Below are 15068 nucleotides of genomic sequence, written 5' to 3'. Positions count from 1 at the left end.
CAGCCCGTCCGACGAGGAGGAGGATACCCGCCGCGCCCCGATCCGCCGCCCCGGCGGGCCCGTCGGCGCGCCCGGCCGGCGGCCGATGCCGGTGCCGGTCAAGAAGGCCGCGCCGACCGGCGACCGTCGCCGCGAAGGGCGCATCGACGTCCAGGCGGCGATCGAGGGCGAGGACGAGCGCAGCCGCTCGATCGCCTCGCTCCGCCGCGCCCGCGACCGCGAGCGGCGGCAGCAGGAGCTGCAGCGGCTGCGTTCGGGCACCGAGCGCGTGGTGCGCGACGTCGTCGTGCCGGAAGCGATCACGGTTCAGGAACTCGCCAACCGCATGGCCGCCCGTGGCGGCGAGGTGGTGAAGGCGCTGTTCCGCATGGGCGTGATGGCGACGCTGACGCAGTCGATTGATGCCGACACGGCGGAACTGGTCGTGCAGGAGTTCGGCCACCGCGTCCGGCGCGTGAGCGAAAGCGACGTCGAGATCGGCCTGGAAGGTGCGCTGGACGAGGACACTGACCTCGCGCCGCGCCCGCCCGTGGTCACCATCATGGGCCATGTCGACCACGGCAAGACCAGCCTGCTGGATGCGCTGCGCAAGACCGACGTGGTCGCGCACGAGGCCGGCGGCATCACGCAGCATATCGGCGCCTACCAGATCGCGATCCCGTCCGGCGACAAGGTGACCTTCATCGATACGCCGGGCCACGAGGCCTTCACCGCCATGCGCGCCCGCGGCGCGAGCGTGACCGACATGGTCGTGCTTGTCGTCGCGGCCGATGACGGCGTGATGCCCCAGACGGTCGAGGCGATCCGCCATTCGCGCGCCGCCGGCGTGCCGCTGATCGTCGCCGTCAACAAGATCGACAAGCCCGGCGTGAAGCCCGAGCGCGTGAAGCAGGAACTTCTGCAGCACGAGATCGTGGTGGAAAGCCTCGGCGGCGAGACGCAGGAGATTGAGGTCTCCGCCACGCAGCGCATCAACCTCGACAAGCTGCTCGAGGCCATCACGCTGCAGGCCGAGGTGCTCGATCTCAAGGCCAATCCGCTGCGCGCGGCCGAAGGCACCGTGATCGAGAGCAAGCTCGATCGCGGCCGCGGCCCGGTCGCGACGGTGCTGGTGCAGAAGGGCACGCTGAAGCAGGGCGACATCGTGGTGGCCGGCGCCGAATGGGGCCGGGTGCGCGCGATGCTCGACGACAAGGGCCGCCAGCTGAAGGAGGCGCCGCCCTCGCTCCCGGTCGAGATCCTGGGGCTGTCGGGCGTTCCTTCCGCCGGCGAGAACTTCATCGCGGTCGAGAACGAGGCCCGCGCGCGCGAGGTCTCGGAATTCCGCCAGCGCAAGCTGCGCGACAAGGCCAATGCGGCGGCCGGCGCGCGCGGCAGCCTGACCGACATGCTGGCCCGCATCCAGGCGGGCGAGCAGAAGGAAGTGGCCGTCGTCGTGAAGGCGGACGTGCAGGGCAGCGCCGAGGCGATCGGCGTCACGCTCGGCAAGCTCGGCAACGAGGAAGTGAAGGTCCGCATGCTGCACAGCGCGGTGGGCCAGATCACGGAATCCGACATCCAGCTCGCCAAGGCGTCGGATGCCGTCATCGTTGCGTTCAACGTGCGCGCCACCACGCAGGCGCGTGACCTGGCGCAGAAGGAAGGCGTCGAGATCCGCTACTACTCGATCATCTACGAGGTCGCGGACGACATCGAGAAGCTCGTGAAGGGCAAGCTCGCGCCGGTGCAGCGCGAGAAGTTCCTCGGCTACGCGCAGATCCTGCAGGTCTTCGAGGTCAAGAAGATTGGCAAGGTGGCGGGCTGCCGCGTGACGGAAGGCCAGGTCAAGCGCGGCGCCGGCGTCCGCCTGCTGCGCGACGGCGTCGTCATCCACCAGGGCGAGCTGTCGACGCTGCGCCGCTTCAAGGACGATGTCCGCGAAGTGGGCAACGGGCTCGAATGCGGCATGTCCTTCGCGAACTACGACGACATCCGCGTGAGCGACCAGATCGAGTGCTATGAGGTCGAGACCGTAGCGGCGACGTGAGGACCGGAGGGGCCAGGCCCCTCCGGACCACCGCACCGAAGGCCGAGAGGCCTTTGGAAACCGGAACCCGCCACAAGGCCCCTCGGCCTTCGCAGGGGTGGTGCGGATGGGTCGCGACCGATGCGCGACCCGCCGCGGAGGATCTGAGATGAAGCACACCAAGACCGGCGCCCCGTCCCAGCGCATGCTCCGCGTTGCCGAGGAAATCCGCCACGCGCTCTCCGCCGTGTTCATGCGCGCGGATTTCCACGACCCCGACCTGCATGGCGTGCATGTGACGGTGACGGAGGTTCGCGCCTCCCCCGACCTCAAGCACATGACGGCCTTCGTCTCGGCGCTGGGGCGCGACCTGACGCCGGAGCAGATGGCCGGGCTCAAGCGTGTCTCCCCCTTCCTGCGACGGGAGGTCGCGCACGCCGTGCGGCTGAAGTTCGCCCCCGACCTGCATTTCCAGCCCGACACCGCGCTCGGCTATGCGCAGCACATCAGCGAGGTGATGCATCGCCCCGAGGTGCAGCGCGACCTCGCCCCGCGGAAGGCCGAGGAGGAATGACCGCCTCCCCGCCCGGGGACCCGCCGCAGGTCCGCGTCATCGCTATGCCCGCGGACGCCAACCCGGCCGGTGACATCTTCGGCGGCTGGCTGATGGCGCATATGGACCAGGCCGGTGCATCGGTCGCGCTGCGCCGCGCCCGCGGCCGCGTCGCCACCGTCGCGGTGGAGGCGATGACCTTCCACCTGCCGGTGCGCGTGGGCGACGAGGTGAGCCTCTACGGCCACCTGCTCGGCGTCGGCCGGTCCTCGATCCGCGTGCATGTCGAGGCCTGGCGCCGCGACCGCACGGCGGATGACGCTGCGCGCGTGACGGAGGCGACCTTCACCTTCGTCGCGCTGGACGCCGCCGGGCGCTCGCGCCCGGTGCCCGCGTGATCAGGAGGCGCAGCTGACCGCCTGCAGCACGAAGAGCAGCGCGAGCGGCAGGATCGCCGCCATGCCGATCAGCGCGCCCGTCCATGTCGACGCGATGGCGCCGCCGATCGCGGCCCCCGCGATCGCCGCCACGAGGCCGACCAGGGCCGACACCCAAAGCGGCACGCGCCGCCGATCGGCCGCAGCCTGCCGGCCCGTTTCGACCATCGCCACCCCCTGAATCCGTCGCCGCCAGCGCCGCGACACATGTGACCGGAAGCCCAATACTCGCATGGCCCATCACCGCCACCGCAAGCCGAAAGGCCGGCCGATCGACGGCTGGCTCATCATCGACAAGCCCACCGGCATCGGCTCGACAGACGTCGTCGCCATCTGCAAGCGCGCCTTCCAGGCGCAGAAATGCGGCCATGGCGGCACGCTCGATCCGCTCGCGACGGGCGTGCTGCCGGTCGCCTTCGGCGCGGCGACCAAGACCGTGCCCTATGTGATGGACGGCACGAAGCAGTACCGCTTCACGCTGCGCCTGGGCGAGGCGCGGGACTCCGACGACGCCGACGGCAACGTGACGGGCACCAGGGAGGCCCGACCGACCGACGAGCAGATCCGCGCCGCGCTGCCCGCCTTCATCGGCGACATCATGCAGGTCCCGCCGATCTTCTCGGCCATCAAGGTGGCGGGCGAACGCGCCTATGACCTCGCCCGGGCGGGGGAGGCGGTGGAACTCGCCCCGCGTCCCGCGCGGGTGGACCGCTTCGAACTCATCGAGCGACCGGACGCCGACACGGCGGTCTTCTTCGTCGAGAGCGGCAAGGGCGTTTACATGCGCAGCTTGGCGCGGGACCTCGCGCAGTCCTGCGGCACGCTCGGCCACATCGCGGCACTTCGGCGCCTGCGGGTCGGGCCTTTCCTGGAACAGGACGCCGTGCCGCTGGCGCGCATCCAGGAAGCGGAGCCTTCGACCGAGCTGCTGCGCCCGGTAACGATGGCGCTGGAGGACATTCCCGCGCTGCCGCTGACCGAAGCGGAAGCCGCACGCCTGTCCTTCGGCCAGCCCGTGCCGCTGGTGGAGCTGATGGGCCGCATCCCGCGGGAGGCCAACCCCGATGGCGGCCTGGCGCGCGCCATGGCGGGCGGGCGGCTGCTTGGACTCGCGCGGCTCGAGGAAGGGCTGGTCAAGCCGGAACGCTGGCTGGAGGCCGCACGGTAGGGCGGCAGCTCAGGCCGCGCGCTGGCCCGGCTTCGGCAGGAAGTCCTCGGCGGGTGCCGGGCGGCCGATGTGCCAGCCCTGCACCATGTCCGCCCCGAGCGTCTCCAGTACCGCGAGCTGCGCCGCGGTCTCCACGCCCTCGACCACCACCTGGTGGCCAAGCTGGTGGCACATGCCGATGATGCCGCGCACAATCGCCGCCGCGCGGCCGGCGGCCGGCGTACCGGCGCCGATCGCAGCCGTCAGCGACCGGTCGAGCTTGACCTTGGTGAGCGGCACCTCGCTGAGATAGCCGAAGGACGCATGGCCGGCGCCGAAATCGTCCAGTGCCACAGAGATGCCGCGGCGGATCAGTTCCTGCGTCACATGCCGGGCAGGGGCGAAATCCTCGAGCAGCACGCGTTCCGTCATCTCGATGCAGAGTCGGTCCGCGGCGATGCCGTGCCGCGCCAGGCACGCATCGACGGTCGCCAGGAAATCGGACGAGACGAGGAAGTACGGCGTGACATTGACCGCGATGACCGGCCGCGGCGCGGGGAAACCGGCGATGATCCGGCAGGCCTCGTTCAGCACCCAGGCGTCGAGCGCGGAGGCGATGCCGCTGCGCTCGGCGACGGGGATGAAGCTTCCGGGCGGGATGGGGCCATAGGCCTCGTGCGTCCAGCGCAGCAGGGCCTCGAAATCCGGCGGCGCCCCTTCGTCCCCCAGGCGTCGCACCGGCTGCAGTACGAGCCTGAGCGAGGAGCCACCCTCCTGGATGCAGCGACGGAGATCGGAGGCGAGCGTGTTCTTCGAGCCGATGCCGCTGACCGTCGCGTCGCTGAAGAAGCTGGCGCGGCCTCGTCCATCGTTCTTCGCGTTGTAGAGCGCGACGTCCGCGCCGCGCAGCAGGGCTGCTACGGTCGCCGCCACGGGCTCGGCCTGCTCCATGCGTCGCAGGGCGACGCCGATGGAGGCGCCGAGCGGCATCACATGCCCGTCGAAGCGGAGCGGTTCCGCCTGCAGCGCGGCAAGGATGCGGTCCGCGATGGCCCGCATCCGCTCCTCAGGGTTCGTGCCGGCGGGCAGGGTGGTGACGAGGACGAACTCATCCCCGCCAAGGCGTGCCGCCACATCATCCCCCCGCAGGGTGCGCGCGATCCGCTGCCCGGCTTCGCGCAGCACGGCGTCGCCGCCGGCATGTCCCAGGATGTCGTTGAAGGACTTGAAGCGGTCGAGGTCGATCAGCGCCGTCGCCACGAAGGTGCCGCGCCCGTCGCCGCGCGCGCGTTCGACGGCATCGGTCAGCGCCTCCTCGAACATGCGGCGGTTGCCCAGGCCGGTCAGCGGGTCCTTGAGCGCGAGGTCCGACATCTCATGGATGCGCAGCGCCGTCGCCACACCCTGCGCGAGGTCGCGTAGCGCCTCGATCACCTGGGGATCAGCGTCGCGCGGCACGCGGTCGATGATGCACAGGCTGCCCAGCACCTCGCCGGTCGGCGACTTGAGCGGCGCCCCGGCGTAGAAGCGCATGCCGAACTCGCCGGTGACGAGCGGGCTGTCGCGGAAGCGTGGGTCGAGCCTGGCGTCGGGACAGACCAGGACATCGTCCGGGGTCTCCAGCACATGGGCGCAAGCGGCGATGTCGCGCGGTACCTCGGTGACGCCGGGAGGCAGGCCGCGGGAGGATTTGAACCAGACGCGGTCCCGATCGACCAGGGAAATGGTGGCGACCGGCGTGCGGGCCACGCTGGCCGCGAGGCGCGTGAAGACCTCGAACCGTTCTTCCGGCGGGGTGTCGAGGATGCCCATGCGCTGGAGGAGGTGCAGCCTCCGCCGCTCCGCCTCGTCGGCCGGCGTGCCGGTCCCGGTCTCCTCCATGTGCGGGCTTCCTTTGCTTGCTCGCAATCGCCCGGCGCGGGGCACAATTCATTTGGAAGTGAAAATGGATAAGGAACGCCTAACCCAGCGATCGCTGGACACGGGGCGGGAATTCAGCGATACGCGCCGCTCTCGACTGGGCCCCAGGTGCCCGGTGGCGACCGCGCTGGCCGACATCCCGGCGCCGGCCCCCACCGTCCGCCAGGGTCATTCGTCCCTTCCGGGATGGATTCCGCGCTTCGCGCGGCGGCGGGCGCCCAGGGGCCCTCAGGGCCGGGGCGGCATGTCGTCCAGCCGAAGGGGCAAGGCCCCCGGCCAACAGGAGAATAACCCGATGTCGATCACCGCCGAGCGCCGCCAGGCGCTCATCAAGGACTATGCGACCGGCCCGAACGACACCGGCAGCCCGGAAGTGCAGGTCGCCATCCTGTCCGAGCGCATCGTCAACCTGACCGAGCACCTCAAGACCCACGCGAAGGACTTCCATTCGCGCCGCGGCCTGCTCGTGCTCGTCGGCCAGCGCCGCGGGCTGCTCGACTACCTGAAGCGCAAGGACCAGAAGCGCTACGAGACGCTGATCGGCCGGCTGAACCTGCGCCGCTGATCCCATCCGACCCGGACGGCCGTAGGGCCCCGTGCCGAAAGGCACGGGGCCTTTCGCGTTGATGGCGCCCGCTTGACCGTCCCGCGCCGCCCGCTTAAGTAACCACCCGGTTACTTCGGGAGGAAACGGGGTGGGTCTGCGGCGCGAGGATTGGCCGGCGGGGATCGCCGCGCGGCTCATGGCCGGCACCGTCATCCCGGCCCATCCGCTGGCGCTGCGCGCCGACCGCACACTCGATGCGCGGCGGCAGAAGGCGCTGTCGCGCTACTACCTCGATGCCGGGGCGGGCGGGCTCGCCGTCGGCGTCCACACCACGCAATTCGCGATCCGCCCGCGCGGCCTGTACGAACCCGTGCTGCGCATCGCCGCCGAAGCGGCGGCCGAGCGCGACACGCCGCCCATCCTGGTCGCCGGCGCGATCGGGCGGACGGAGCAGGCGGTGGCGGAAGCGCGCATCGCGCGTGGCCTCGGCTACCACGCCGTGCTGCTGTCCCTCGCCGCCTGGAAGGGCGCGCATGAGGACGAGATCGTCGCGCATTGCGAAGCGGTGGCGGCCGAGATGCCGCTGTTTGGCTTCTACCTGCAGCCCGCGGTGGGCGGCGTGGCGCTGCCGGCCTCCTTCTGGAAGCGCTTCGCGGCGATTCCGAACGTCGTCGCGATCAAGATCGCACCGTTCAACCGCTACGCCACGCTGGATGTGCTGCGCGGCGTGCTCGAAGCGTGCGCGGAGGAGCGCGTCGCGCTCTACACCGGCAATGACGACCACATCGTCGCCGACCTGCTGACGCCCTTCCGCCTGTCGCATGAGGGGCGCGCCACCACCCTGCGCATCGTCGGCGGGCTGCTCGGCCACTGGTCGGTCTGGACGCGTGGCGCGGTGCAGCTTCACGCGCGCTGCCGGGCCGCCGCGCTCGAGAACCGCGTGCCGACAGACCTGCTCGCGCTGGATGCGGCGGTCACGGAGATGAACGCCGCCGTCTTCGACGTCGCGCACGACTATCACGGCGTCATCGCCGGCTGCCATGAGGTGCTGCGCCGCCAGGGGCTGCTGGAAGGCATCTGGTGCCTCGATGAGCATGAGACGCTCTCGCCCGGCCAGGCGGAGCTGCTCACCGTCGTTGCCGAACGCTACCCGCTGCTGACGGATGACGGCTTCGTCGCGGCCAATCTCGATCGCTGGCTTTCGTAGAAGGACCTGAACGCATGGCGGAACGCCGCATCGGCCTCATCATGAACGGCGTCACCGGCCGGATGGGGATGAACCAGCACCTGATCCGCTCGATCGCCGCGATCCGCGCCGATGGCGGCGTGAAGCTCGCGAATGGCGACACCATCATGCCAGACCCGGTGATTGTCGGGCGCAACCGGGCGAAGCTGGAGGCGCTGGCGCGCGCGCACGGGATTTCGCGCGTGAGCACGGACCTCGATGCCTGCCTTGCCGATCCGAAGGACGAGATCTTCTTCGACGCGGCGACGACGCAGATGCGCGCATCCCTGCTGCGCAAGGCGATCGCCGCGGGCAAGCACATCTATTGCGAGAAGCCGACCGCCGACACGCTGGCGGACGCGCTCGACGTCGCGCGGCTGGCGAAGGAAAAGGGGATCAAGAACGGCGTGGTGCAGGACAAGCTGTTCCTGCCCGGGCTGCGCAAGCTGAAGATGGTGATCGACAGCGGCTTCCTCGGCCGCATCTGCTCGGTGAAGGGCGAATTCGGCTACTGGGTCTTCGAGGGCGACCTGCAGCCCGCGCAGCGCCCGTCCTGGAACTACAAGAAGGCCGAGGGCGGCGGCATCATCCTCGATATGCTCTGCCACTGGCGCTACGTGCTGGACAACCTGTTCGGCAACGTCGAGTCCGTCTCCTGCCTCGGCGCCGTGCACATCCCCGAGCGGATCGGGGAGGACGGCAAGCCCTACAAGGCGGATGCGGACGACGCGGCCTACGCCACCTTCCAGCTGGAAGGCGGCGTCGTCGCGCATATCAACTCCTCCTGGGTCACGCGCGTCCGCCGCGACGACCTCGTCACCTTCCAGGTGGACGGCACGCATGGCTCGGCCATCTCCGGCCTGCACAAATGCTGGACGCAGTCGCGCGTCGCGACCCCCAAGCCCGTCTGGAACCCCGACCAGCCGCAGACCATCGACTTCTTCGGCGGCTGGCAGGAAGTGCCGACGACGCAGGACTTCCCGAACGGCTTCCGCGTGCAGTGGGAGGAATTCCTGAAGCACGTGGCCGGCGAACGTCCCGACTATCCGTGGAACCTGCTGGCGGGTGCCAAGGGCGTGCAGCTCGCCGAAGCCGGGCTGAAGTCATGGGCCGAGCGCCGCTGGATCGACCTGCCGAAGCTGGATGCGTGATCCGATGACCGAAGCGCCAACCCACCCCGCGAAGCCTCGCTTCGCGGGGGCCCCGGGGAAGGGCGCGGCGGTCTGAATCGGATCACCAAAGGAGACTCACGATGCCCACGATCAACCTGCCCAACGGCGAAGGCCGCATCGAGGCCTTCGCCACCTCCGCCCCGCGCGACTTCCCGCGCGCCACGCCGCCCTTCCCGCGCGTGGCCCTCGCCGCCGCGCATGTGGTGGCGGACCCGCTGGCGGAGCAGGACCCCTGGCTCGACGTGAAGATCGACTGGGACCGCACCATCGCCTATCGCCGCTACCTCTGGTCGCTCGGCCTCGGCGTGGCGGAGGCGATGGACACGGCGCAGCGCGGCATGGGCCTCGACTGGGCCGGCGCGCAGCAGCTGATCCGCCGCTCGCTGGATGCGATGAAGGAGGTGCCCGGCGCGGTGATGGCAAGTGGCGCCGGCACGGATCACCTGACCCCCGGCCCCGACGTGACCGTGGACGACGTCATCCGCGCCTATGAGGAACAATGCGAGGCCGTCGAGGCAATGGGCGGGCGCATCATCCTCATGGCGTCCCGCGCGCTGGCGAAGGCCGCGAAGTCCCCGGCGGACTACGAGCGCGTCTATGGCCGCATCCTCTCCCAGGTGAGGCAGCCCGTGATCATCCACTGGCTGGGGGAGATGTTCGACCCGGCGCTGGAAGGCTACTGGGGCAACCACGACCACATGGCGGCGATGGAGACGGCGCTCGCCGTGATCCATGCCCATGCCGAAAAGGTCGACGGGGTGAAGATCTCCCTGCTGGACGACAAGAAGGAGATCGCGATGCGTCGCCGCCTGCCGCGTGGCGTGCGCATGTACACGGGCGACGACTTCAACTACGCGGAGCTGATCGCGGGCGACGAGCACGGGCACAGTGACGCGCTGCTCGGCATCTTCGACCCGATCGCGCCGGCGGTGGGCGGTGCGCTCGCTGCGCTGTCGCGCAACGACCTTTCCACCTTCCACGACATCCTGGCGCCGACGGTCCCGCTCAGCCGCCACATCTTCAAGGCCCCCACGCGCTTCTACAAGACGGGCGTGGTCTTCATGGCCTGGCTTAACGGGCACCAGGACCATTTCGTGATGGTGGGCGGCCAGCAATCCACGCGCTCCATCCAGCATTTTTCCGAGTTGTTCCGCCTCGCCGACAAGGCCGGGCTGCTGCGGGACCCGGACCTGGCGGTCGCACGGATGCGCACGCTGCTGACCGTGCACGGCGTCGCGTGATGCGCCAGGTTCTGGTTCCCAAAGGCCCTTCGGCCTTTTGTGGGGAGAGGTCCGGAGAGGGGCGACGCCCCTCTCCGGGACACCCGGCATGACCCTTCCCGGCCCCCTCTCCCTCAACACCGTCACCGTCAAGCCGCTCACGCTCGCCCAGGCCATCGAGGCGTGCGCGCGCCACGGCATCCCCGGCATCTCCCCCTGGCGCGACGTGCTCCAGGCCATGGGCGTGGACAAGGCGGCGCAGCACATCCGCGACGCAGGCCTGCGCGTCACCGGCCTCTGCCGCGGCGGCATGTTCACGGTGGGCAAGCGCGCCGAGGCTATCGAGGACAATCGCCGCGCCATCGCCGAGGCTCATGCGATCGGCGCCGACTGCCTGGTGATGGTCTGCGGCGGCCTGCCGCAGGGATCGAAGGACCTGCCCGGGGCGCGGGAGATTGTGCGCGACGGCCTCGCCACCATCCTGCCCGAAGCCCGCGCGGCTGGTGTCACGCTCGCGCTCGAGCCGCTGCACCCGATGACCTGCGCGGACCGCTCGGTGCTCTCGACGCTCGGCCAGGCGCTCGACCTGTGCGACGAGCTGGGCGAAGGCACAGGCGTCGCGGTCGATGTCTACCATGTGTGGTGGGACCCTGACCTCGCGCGGCAGATGGCGCGCGCGAAGGGCCGCATCGCCGGCTTCCATGTGTGCGACTGGAAGGTGCCGACGACCGACCTCGTGTTCGACCGCGGCCTGCCCGGCGAAGGGGTGATAGACATTCCCGCCATCCGCGCCATGGCCGAGGCTTCGGGCTGGACCGGCGGGGTCGAGGTGGAGATCCTCTCGAACCATTGGTGGGCGCAGGACCCGGAGACGGTGCTGCGCGAGGTCAAGGCCCGCCACGCCTTCTGCTGAACAAGAAACGAACCGGGAGACGCCGATGAACGCCACGCGCCGCAGCCTTTTCGCCGCCACGCTCCTCGCGCCCGCCGTGGCGCGCGCCCAGGCCTGGTCGCCGACGCGACCGGTCCGCTTCGTCGTGCCTTTCCCCGCCGGGGGCGCGACCGATGTCGTCGCGCGCGTGCTCGGCGAACGCATGCAGGAGACGCTCGGCCAGCCGGTGGTGGTGGAAAACCGGACCGGCGCCGGTGGCAATGTCGGCGTCGAGAACGTCGTGCGCAGCGCGCCCGAGGGCACCACCATCCTGATGGGCACGACCGGCACGCTGACGGTGAACCCGCATCTCTACGCGACGCTCGGCTTTGATCCGCTGCGCGACCTGACGCCCATCTCCATGGCCTTCACGACGGACCACGTGCTGGTGGTGAACCCTTCCGTCGCGGCGAACACGGCGCAGGAATTCCTCGCGCTCGCGCGCGCGCAGCCGGGGCGCCTGTCCTACGGCTCGGCGGGGTCGGGGTCCTCCACCCATACGGTGCCGGAGCTCTTCAAGCTCGCCGCGCGCGTCGACATCGCCCATGTGCCCTATCGCGGCAGCGCGCCGGCGCTCAACGACCTGGTGGCGGGCACGATCCAGATGATGCTCGACCAGATCCCCTCGGCGATCGGGCAGATCCGCGGCGGGCGCGTGCGCGCGCTGGCGGTGACCGGCGCGCGGCGCTCGCCCCTGCTGCCGGACGTGCCGACGATGGCGGAGATCGGCCTGCCAGACGCGCAGGCGACATCCTGGGGCGCGGTCATGGCGCCGGGCGGGCTGCCCGCGCCGATCGTCGCACGCTTCAACGCGGCGATCGCCGATGCGCTCGGCCAGCAGGCGGTGAAGGACCGGCTTGCTGCCGCAGGCGCTGATGGCGTCGGCTCCAGCGCTGAGGAACTCGCGGCCTATCTGCGGGCGGAATCCGCGAAATGGGCGCGCGTGGTGCGGGAAGCACGGATCACGGTGAACTGACAGGATGGGGGGAGAAGGGAACTTCTCCCCCCACACCCCCCTCAACCTTCTTTATCACCTGGGCACGACCTTCGGCCGTCAGTCTCCAACCGACACAGAAGGTTCGGGGGGCACGGGGGAAGTTCCCTTCCCCCCGCCTCAGATCGCCTCTCCACCACGGAAGCGCATGAAGCCGCGCGGCCGCCCCTCGCCGAAGGCGATCACCTCGTAGGTATCCGGCGCCACGCCCGGCACTTCCATCCCCGGTGCGCCCACCGGCATGCCGGGCACGGCGAGGCCGCGGATGCCGGGCGTGCGAAGGTCCAGCAGCCGCCGCACCGCCACCGCCGGCACGTGCCCTTCCAGCACGATCCCCCCGACCAGCCCCGCATGGCAGGAGACGAGGTCCAGCGGCGTGCCGAGCCGGCGGCGGATGGCGGAAAGGTCGCGCAGGAGCGTGTCCTCCACCGCAAAGCCCGCCGCGCGCATATGCTCGATCCAGGCGCCGCAGCAGCCGCAGGACGGGTCGCGCCACACCTGCAGCCGCAGCGCTGCCTCCGCCCGCGCCAGGCGCGGCGCGGCCAGCACCGCGAGTCCCGCCAGGATCGCCGTGCGCCGGCTTGTCTCGATCATCGCTTCCTCTCCCGTCGCGCTACGCCGGGCCATCATGTCGCGGCGAAGCCGGCGGATGCCAGCGTCGCCACGCGCAGCGCACGGAATGGTGCCTGCGCAGGCATCAGACCGGCACGAGGCAGGTGATGCGCGCCGGGGTCTGCTCGCTCAGGAAGATGCGCCCGTCCGGTCCGCGCCACATGCCATGCGCCCCGTTCAGCACCGGCCGGCAGCGGCCCAGGATCGTCCCGTCAGGTGCGAGCAGCGACATCTGCGGTACCTGGTCCGTCACATAGAGGCCACCGCCCGGCGCACCGTGCACGCTCATCGGCTTGTGATTCCCGCGCCAGTCCGCGAGCCACATCCCGTCCGGCGTGAAGACCTGCACGCGGTTGTTCTCCCGGTCGGCCACCGTCACGCGTCCATCGGGCAGCACCCAGACGGAGTGCGGCGTCGTGAACTCGCCGGGACCCGAACCCTCGCGGCCCCACTTGCCCATCGGCGTGCCCTCCGCGCTGAAGCGGTGCACGACCGACGCCGCGTAGCCGTCCGCGACGTAGATTGTGCCGTCGGCGGCGAAGGCGACGTCGCAGGGCGCGTTGAAGGGCTCGCCGGGGTGGTGCCGGCGGCCGATGCCGCCGAGCCGCTTGCCGTCCCGAGAGAAGACGATCACCTCCTGCGCATCGCGGTCCACGACGAAGACGCGCCCGTCCGGGTGGACGGAGAGCATGTGCCCGTCCGCCACCTCGGCCCCGCCCCAGGCATCGATGCGCCGCCCATCCGGCGCGAGCACCACCACGGCGGGGCCTTCCGGATCGGCGATCGGATCCTGGCGCAGCTGGACATAGACGCGGCCTTCCGCGTCGCAGGCGACGTCGCTCGGCACGCCGGCGCCGCGCGGCACGTCGCCCCAGGGGCGCTCCACCCGGTAGCGCGTTTCGCCGAGGCGGACGAAAAGGTCGTGGCGCGGCATGGCGGGGCTCCTTCGAATGCGGGTGCAGCGTGGCGCGCGCGGCGGCTGGCGGCAACTTGACGCACGGACCGCGGCGCGGGCAGAGGGGCGGAGGAGACCAACAGGACCATGCCGCCCGATCCCCCGTCCCGCATCGGCCCGGCGCTGGTCATCGTCGCCATCCTGCTCGTTGCGCTGATCCAGGTGGCGAGCCTGGGCAGCGCGGTGGCGCCACGCGTGTTCGACGGTGGGCTGGCCGACCCCGACGCCTATCTCCGCCTCATCCGCATCCTCGACCTCCGGGAGGGCGCCGGCTGGTTCGACGACGTGACGCCGCGCCTCAACGCACCGGATGGGCTGCTCGTGCAGTGGACGCGCCCGGTCGACCTGCTGATCCTGCTGCCGGCCCTGCTGCTGGAGGCGCTGGCCGGGCTGTCGCCGCGCCAGGCGCTGCTCGTCTCGGGCATCATCCTGTCCCCAGTGCTGCACGCGGGGGCAGTCGTCGCGGCCGCCTGGGCGGCGCGCGCCATCTGGCCCGGATCGGCGCCGTGGCACGCGCTGGTGCTGGCGGCCGGGGCGCCGGCGGCCGTCACCTACAGCGGCTTCGGGCGGGCGGATCATCACGCGATGATCCTGCTCGCCATCACGCTGGCGATCGGCGCGGCGCTGCGCGCGCTCTCCCCGAACGGCGGCGCGCGCGCGGCCTTCGCCGCGGGGGCGGCGCTCGGTCTCGGCGTCTGGACGGGGCCGGAAGTCCTGCTCGTCGCCGCGCCGCTGCTGCTGGCAACGGGGTTCGCGGCGGTGGTCGCGGAGGATGGCCGCCGGCTCGCCACGCAGGGGGAACGCATGGCGCTCGGCATGGCGGGGATGATCGTCCTCGCCATGCTGGTCGAGCACGCGCCAGCCGAATGGCTCGTGGCAGAATATGACCGCGTGTCGGTCCACCACCTGGCGATCGCGCTGCTCGCCGCCGCCGTCTTTCGCATCGCGCGGATCGCGGGCACGGCGCCGCGCGGTCCGCGGTTCGCCATCGCGGCCCTGGCCGGGGGCGTGGCGCTCGCCGTGCTCATCCTGCTCTTCCCAGGGACGCTGAAGGGTCCTCTCGGCAACGCCGACGGGCCGACCATGCTCCACCTGTTTCCGCTGATCGGCGAGAACCGCCCGCTGCCTCCCTTTGCGGAGGGCTCGCTGCTTGAGGCCGCGGTCTATGCCGGCGGCACGGCGCTGGGCGGCGCGCTGGCCCTCACGCTGGCCTTCCCTGGCTGGCGGCGGGATGGGCGCTGGCCGGCGGGCCTGGCGCTCGCGGCGATCCTGGTCGTCGGCGTCGCAGCGAGCTTCGCGGCGCGGCGCTTCACGCTCGATCTCGCGCCCGCGGCGGCGATCGCGGCGGCG

15 protein-coding genes are annotated in these 15068 nt (G+C 71.1%); 11 read left to right on the top strand and 4 right to left on the bottom strand.

Annotated features, from left to right (window positions below; all coding sequences use genetic code 11):
• The 3 genes from infB to HW577_RS10315 form a co-directional block, all read left to right on the top strand.
• A partial coding sequence (infB, locus tag HW577_RS10325) for a translation initiation factor IF-2 (protein ID WP_232474831.1) occupies positions 1-2026 on the top strand: 2026 nt, incomplete at its 5' end.
• 106 nt (positions 2027-2132) lie between these two features.
• Complete coding sequence (gene rbfA / locus HW577_RS10320) at positions 2133-2579, top strand: 30S ribosome-binding factor RbfA (protein ID WP_198376055.1); 447 nt, start codon at positions 2133-2135, stop codon at positions 2577-2579.
• The gene (locus HW577_RS10315) at positions 2576-2956 is read left to right on the top strand and encodes an acyl-CoA thioesterase (RefSeq protein ID WP_198376054.1); all 381 of its coding nucleotides are present in this window, start codon (positions 2576-2578) and stop codon (positions 2954-2956) included. The genes rbfA and HW577_RS10315 overlap by 4 nt, the downstream gene beginning before the upstream one ends.
• Here the strand turns inward: HW577_RS10315 and HW577_RS10310 are convergent, their stop codons facing one another.
• The gene (locus HW577_RS10310) at positions 2957-3169 is read right to left on the bottom strand and encodes a hypothetical protein (RefSeq protein ID WP_198376053.1); all 213 of its coding nucleotides are present in this window, start codon (positions 3167-3169) and stop codon (positions 2957-2959) included. It abuts the gene before it with no gap.
• Between the two features lie 58 nt (positions 3170-3227).
• Here HW577_RS10310 and truB point away from each other — a divergent pair, with 58 nt between their 5' ends.
• Entirely contained in the window at positions 3228-4163 is a 936-nt protein-coding gene (truB, locus tag HW577_RS10305; protein ID WP_198376052.1) for a tRNA pseudouridine(55) synthase TruB, read from the top strand.
• A 9-nt stretch (positions 4164-4172) separates the two neighbouring features.
• Here truB and HW577_RS10300 read toward each other — a convergent pair whose 3' ends face one another.
• Positions 4173-6023: a putative bifunctional diguanylate cyclase/phosphodiesterase gene (locus tag HW577_RS10300; RefSeq protein WP_198376051.1), complete on the bottom strand. Its 1851-nt coding sequence runs from the start codon at positions 6021-6023 to the stop codon at positions 4173-4175.
• 334 nt (positions 6024-6357) lie between these two features.
• On the opposite strand from HW577_RS10300, the gene rpsO reads away from it, so the two are divergent.
• The 6 genes from rpsO (at position 6358) to HW577_RS10270 (ending at position 12133) form a co-directional block, all read left to right on the top strand.
• Positions 6358-6627 (top strand): 30S ribosomal protein S15, encoded by a 270-nt coding sequence (rpsO, locus tag HW577_RS10295; RefSeq protein ID WP_198376050.1) that lies wholly within the window; start codon positions 6358-6360, stop codon positions 6625-6627.
• Positions 6628-6757: 130 nt separating this feature from the next.
• On the top strand, positions 6758-7816 hold the full coding sequence (locus HW577_RS10290) for a dihydrodipicolinate synthase family protein (protein ID WP_332837614.1): 1059 nt from the start codon (positions 6758-6760) through the stop codon (positions 7814-7816).
• 14 nt (positions 7817-7830) lie between these two features.
• Positions 7831-8985, top strand: a complete 1155-nt coding sequence (locus HW577_RS10285) for a Gfo/Idh/MocA family protein (RefSeq protein WP_198376049.1) — start codon at positions 7831-7833, stop codon at positions 8983-8985.
• 101 nt (positions 8986-9086) lie between these two features.
• Positions 9087-10247, top strand: coding sequence for a dihydrodipicolinate synthase family protein (locus HW577_RS10280; RefSeq protein ID WP_198376048.1), 1161 nt, complete (start codon positions 9087-9089; stop codon positions 10245-10247).
• Positions 10248-10335: 88 nt separating this feature from the next.
• On the top strand, positions 10336-11139 hold the full coding sequence (locus HW577_RS10275) for a sugar phosphate isomerase/epimerase family protein (RefSeq protein WP_198376047.1): 804 nt from the start codon (positions 10336-10338) through the stop codon (positions 11137-11139).
• 25 nt (positions 11140-11164) lie between these two features.
• Complete coding sequence (locus tag HW577_RS10270) at positions 11165-12133, top strand: Bug family tripartite tricarboxylate transporter substrate binding protein (RefSeq protein WP_198376046.1); 969 nt, start codon at positions 11165-11167, stop codon at positions 12131-12133.
• Between the two features lie 138 nt (positions 12134-12271).
• On the opposite strand, the gene HW577_RS10265 is transcribed toward HW577_RS10270, so the two are convergent.
• Both HW577_RS10265 and HW577_RS10260 read right to left on the bottom strand, forming a co-directional pair.
• Entirely contained in the window at positions 12272-12745 is a 474-nt protein-coding gene (locus HW577_RS10265; protein ID WP_198376045.1) for a DUF411 domain-containing protein, read from the bottom strand.
• Between the two features lie 103 nt (positions 12746-12848).
• Complete coding sequence (locus HW577_RS10260; protein WP_198376044.1) at positions 12849-13697, bottom strand: NHL repeat-containing protein; 849 nt, start codon at positions 13695-13697, stop codon at positions 12849-12851.
• Between the two features lie 108 nt (positions 13698-13805).
• On the opposite strand from HW577_RS10260, the gene HW577_RS10255 reads away from it, so the two are divergent.
• A partial coding sequence (locus HW577_RS10255; protein ID WP_198376043.1) for a hypothetical protein occupies positions 13806-15068 on the top strand: 1263 nt, incomplete at its 3' end.

The organism is Neoroseomonas rubea, from assembly GCF_016106015.1.
GTDB classification, from domain to species: domain Bacteria; phylum Pseudomonadota; class Alphaproteobacteria; order Acetobacterales; family Acetobacteraceae; genus Neoroseomonas; species Neoroseomonas rubea.
Note: the sequence above shows the minus strand (reverse complement) of the source record. Positions and strands in the feature narration are given on the sequence as shown.

Coding starts and splice junctions, on each gene's coding strand:
- rpsO (WP_198376050.1), top strand. CDS start 6,358: ATGTCGATCACCGCCGAGCGCCGCCAGGCGCTCATCAAGGACTATGCG.
- HW577_RS10265 (WP_198376045.1), bottom strand. CDS start 12,745: ATGATCGAGACAAGCCGGCGCACGGCGATCCTGGCGGGACTCGCGGTG.
- HW577_RS10285 (WP_198376049.1), top strand. CDS start 7,831: ATGGCGGAACGCCGCATCGGCCTCATCATGAACGGCGTCACCGGCCGG.
- HW577_RS10270 (WP_198376046.1), top strand. CDS start 11,165: ATGAACGCCACGCGCCGCAGCCTTTTCGCCGCCACGCTCCTCGCGCCC.
- truB (WP_198376052.1), top strand. CDS start 3,228: ATGGCCCATCACCGCCACCGCAAGCCGAAAGGCCGGCCGATCGACGGC.
- HW577_RS10315 (WP_198376054.1), top strand. CDS start 2,576: ATGACCGCCTCCCCGCCCGGGGACCCGCCGCAGGTCCGCGTCATCGCT.
- HW577_RS10300 (WP_198376051.1), bottom strand. CDS start 6,023: ATGGAGGAGACCGGGACCGGCACGCCGGCCGACGAGGCGGAGCGGCGG.
- HW577_RS10280 (WP_198376048.1), top strand. CDS start 9,087: ATGCCCACGATCAACCTGCCCAACGGCGAAGGCCGCATCGAGGCCTTC.
- rbfA (WP_198376055.1), top strand. CDS start 2,133: ATGGGTCGCGACCGATGCGCGACCCGCCGCGGAGGATCTGAGATGAAG.
- HW577_RS10275 (WP_198376047.1), top strand. CDS start 10,336: ATGACCCTTCCCGGCCCCCTCTCCCTCAACACCGTCACCGTCAAGCCG.
- HW577_RS10260 (WP_198376044.1), bottom strand. CDS start 13,697: ATGCCGCGCCACGACCTTTTCGTCCGCCTCGGCGAAACGCGCTACCGG.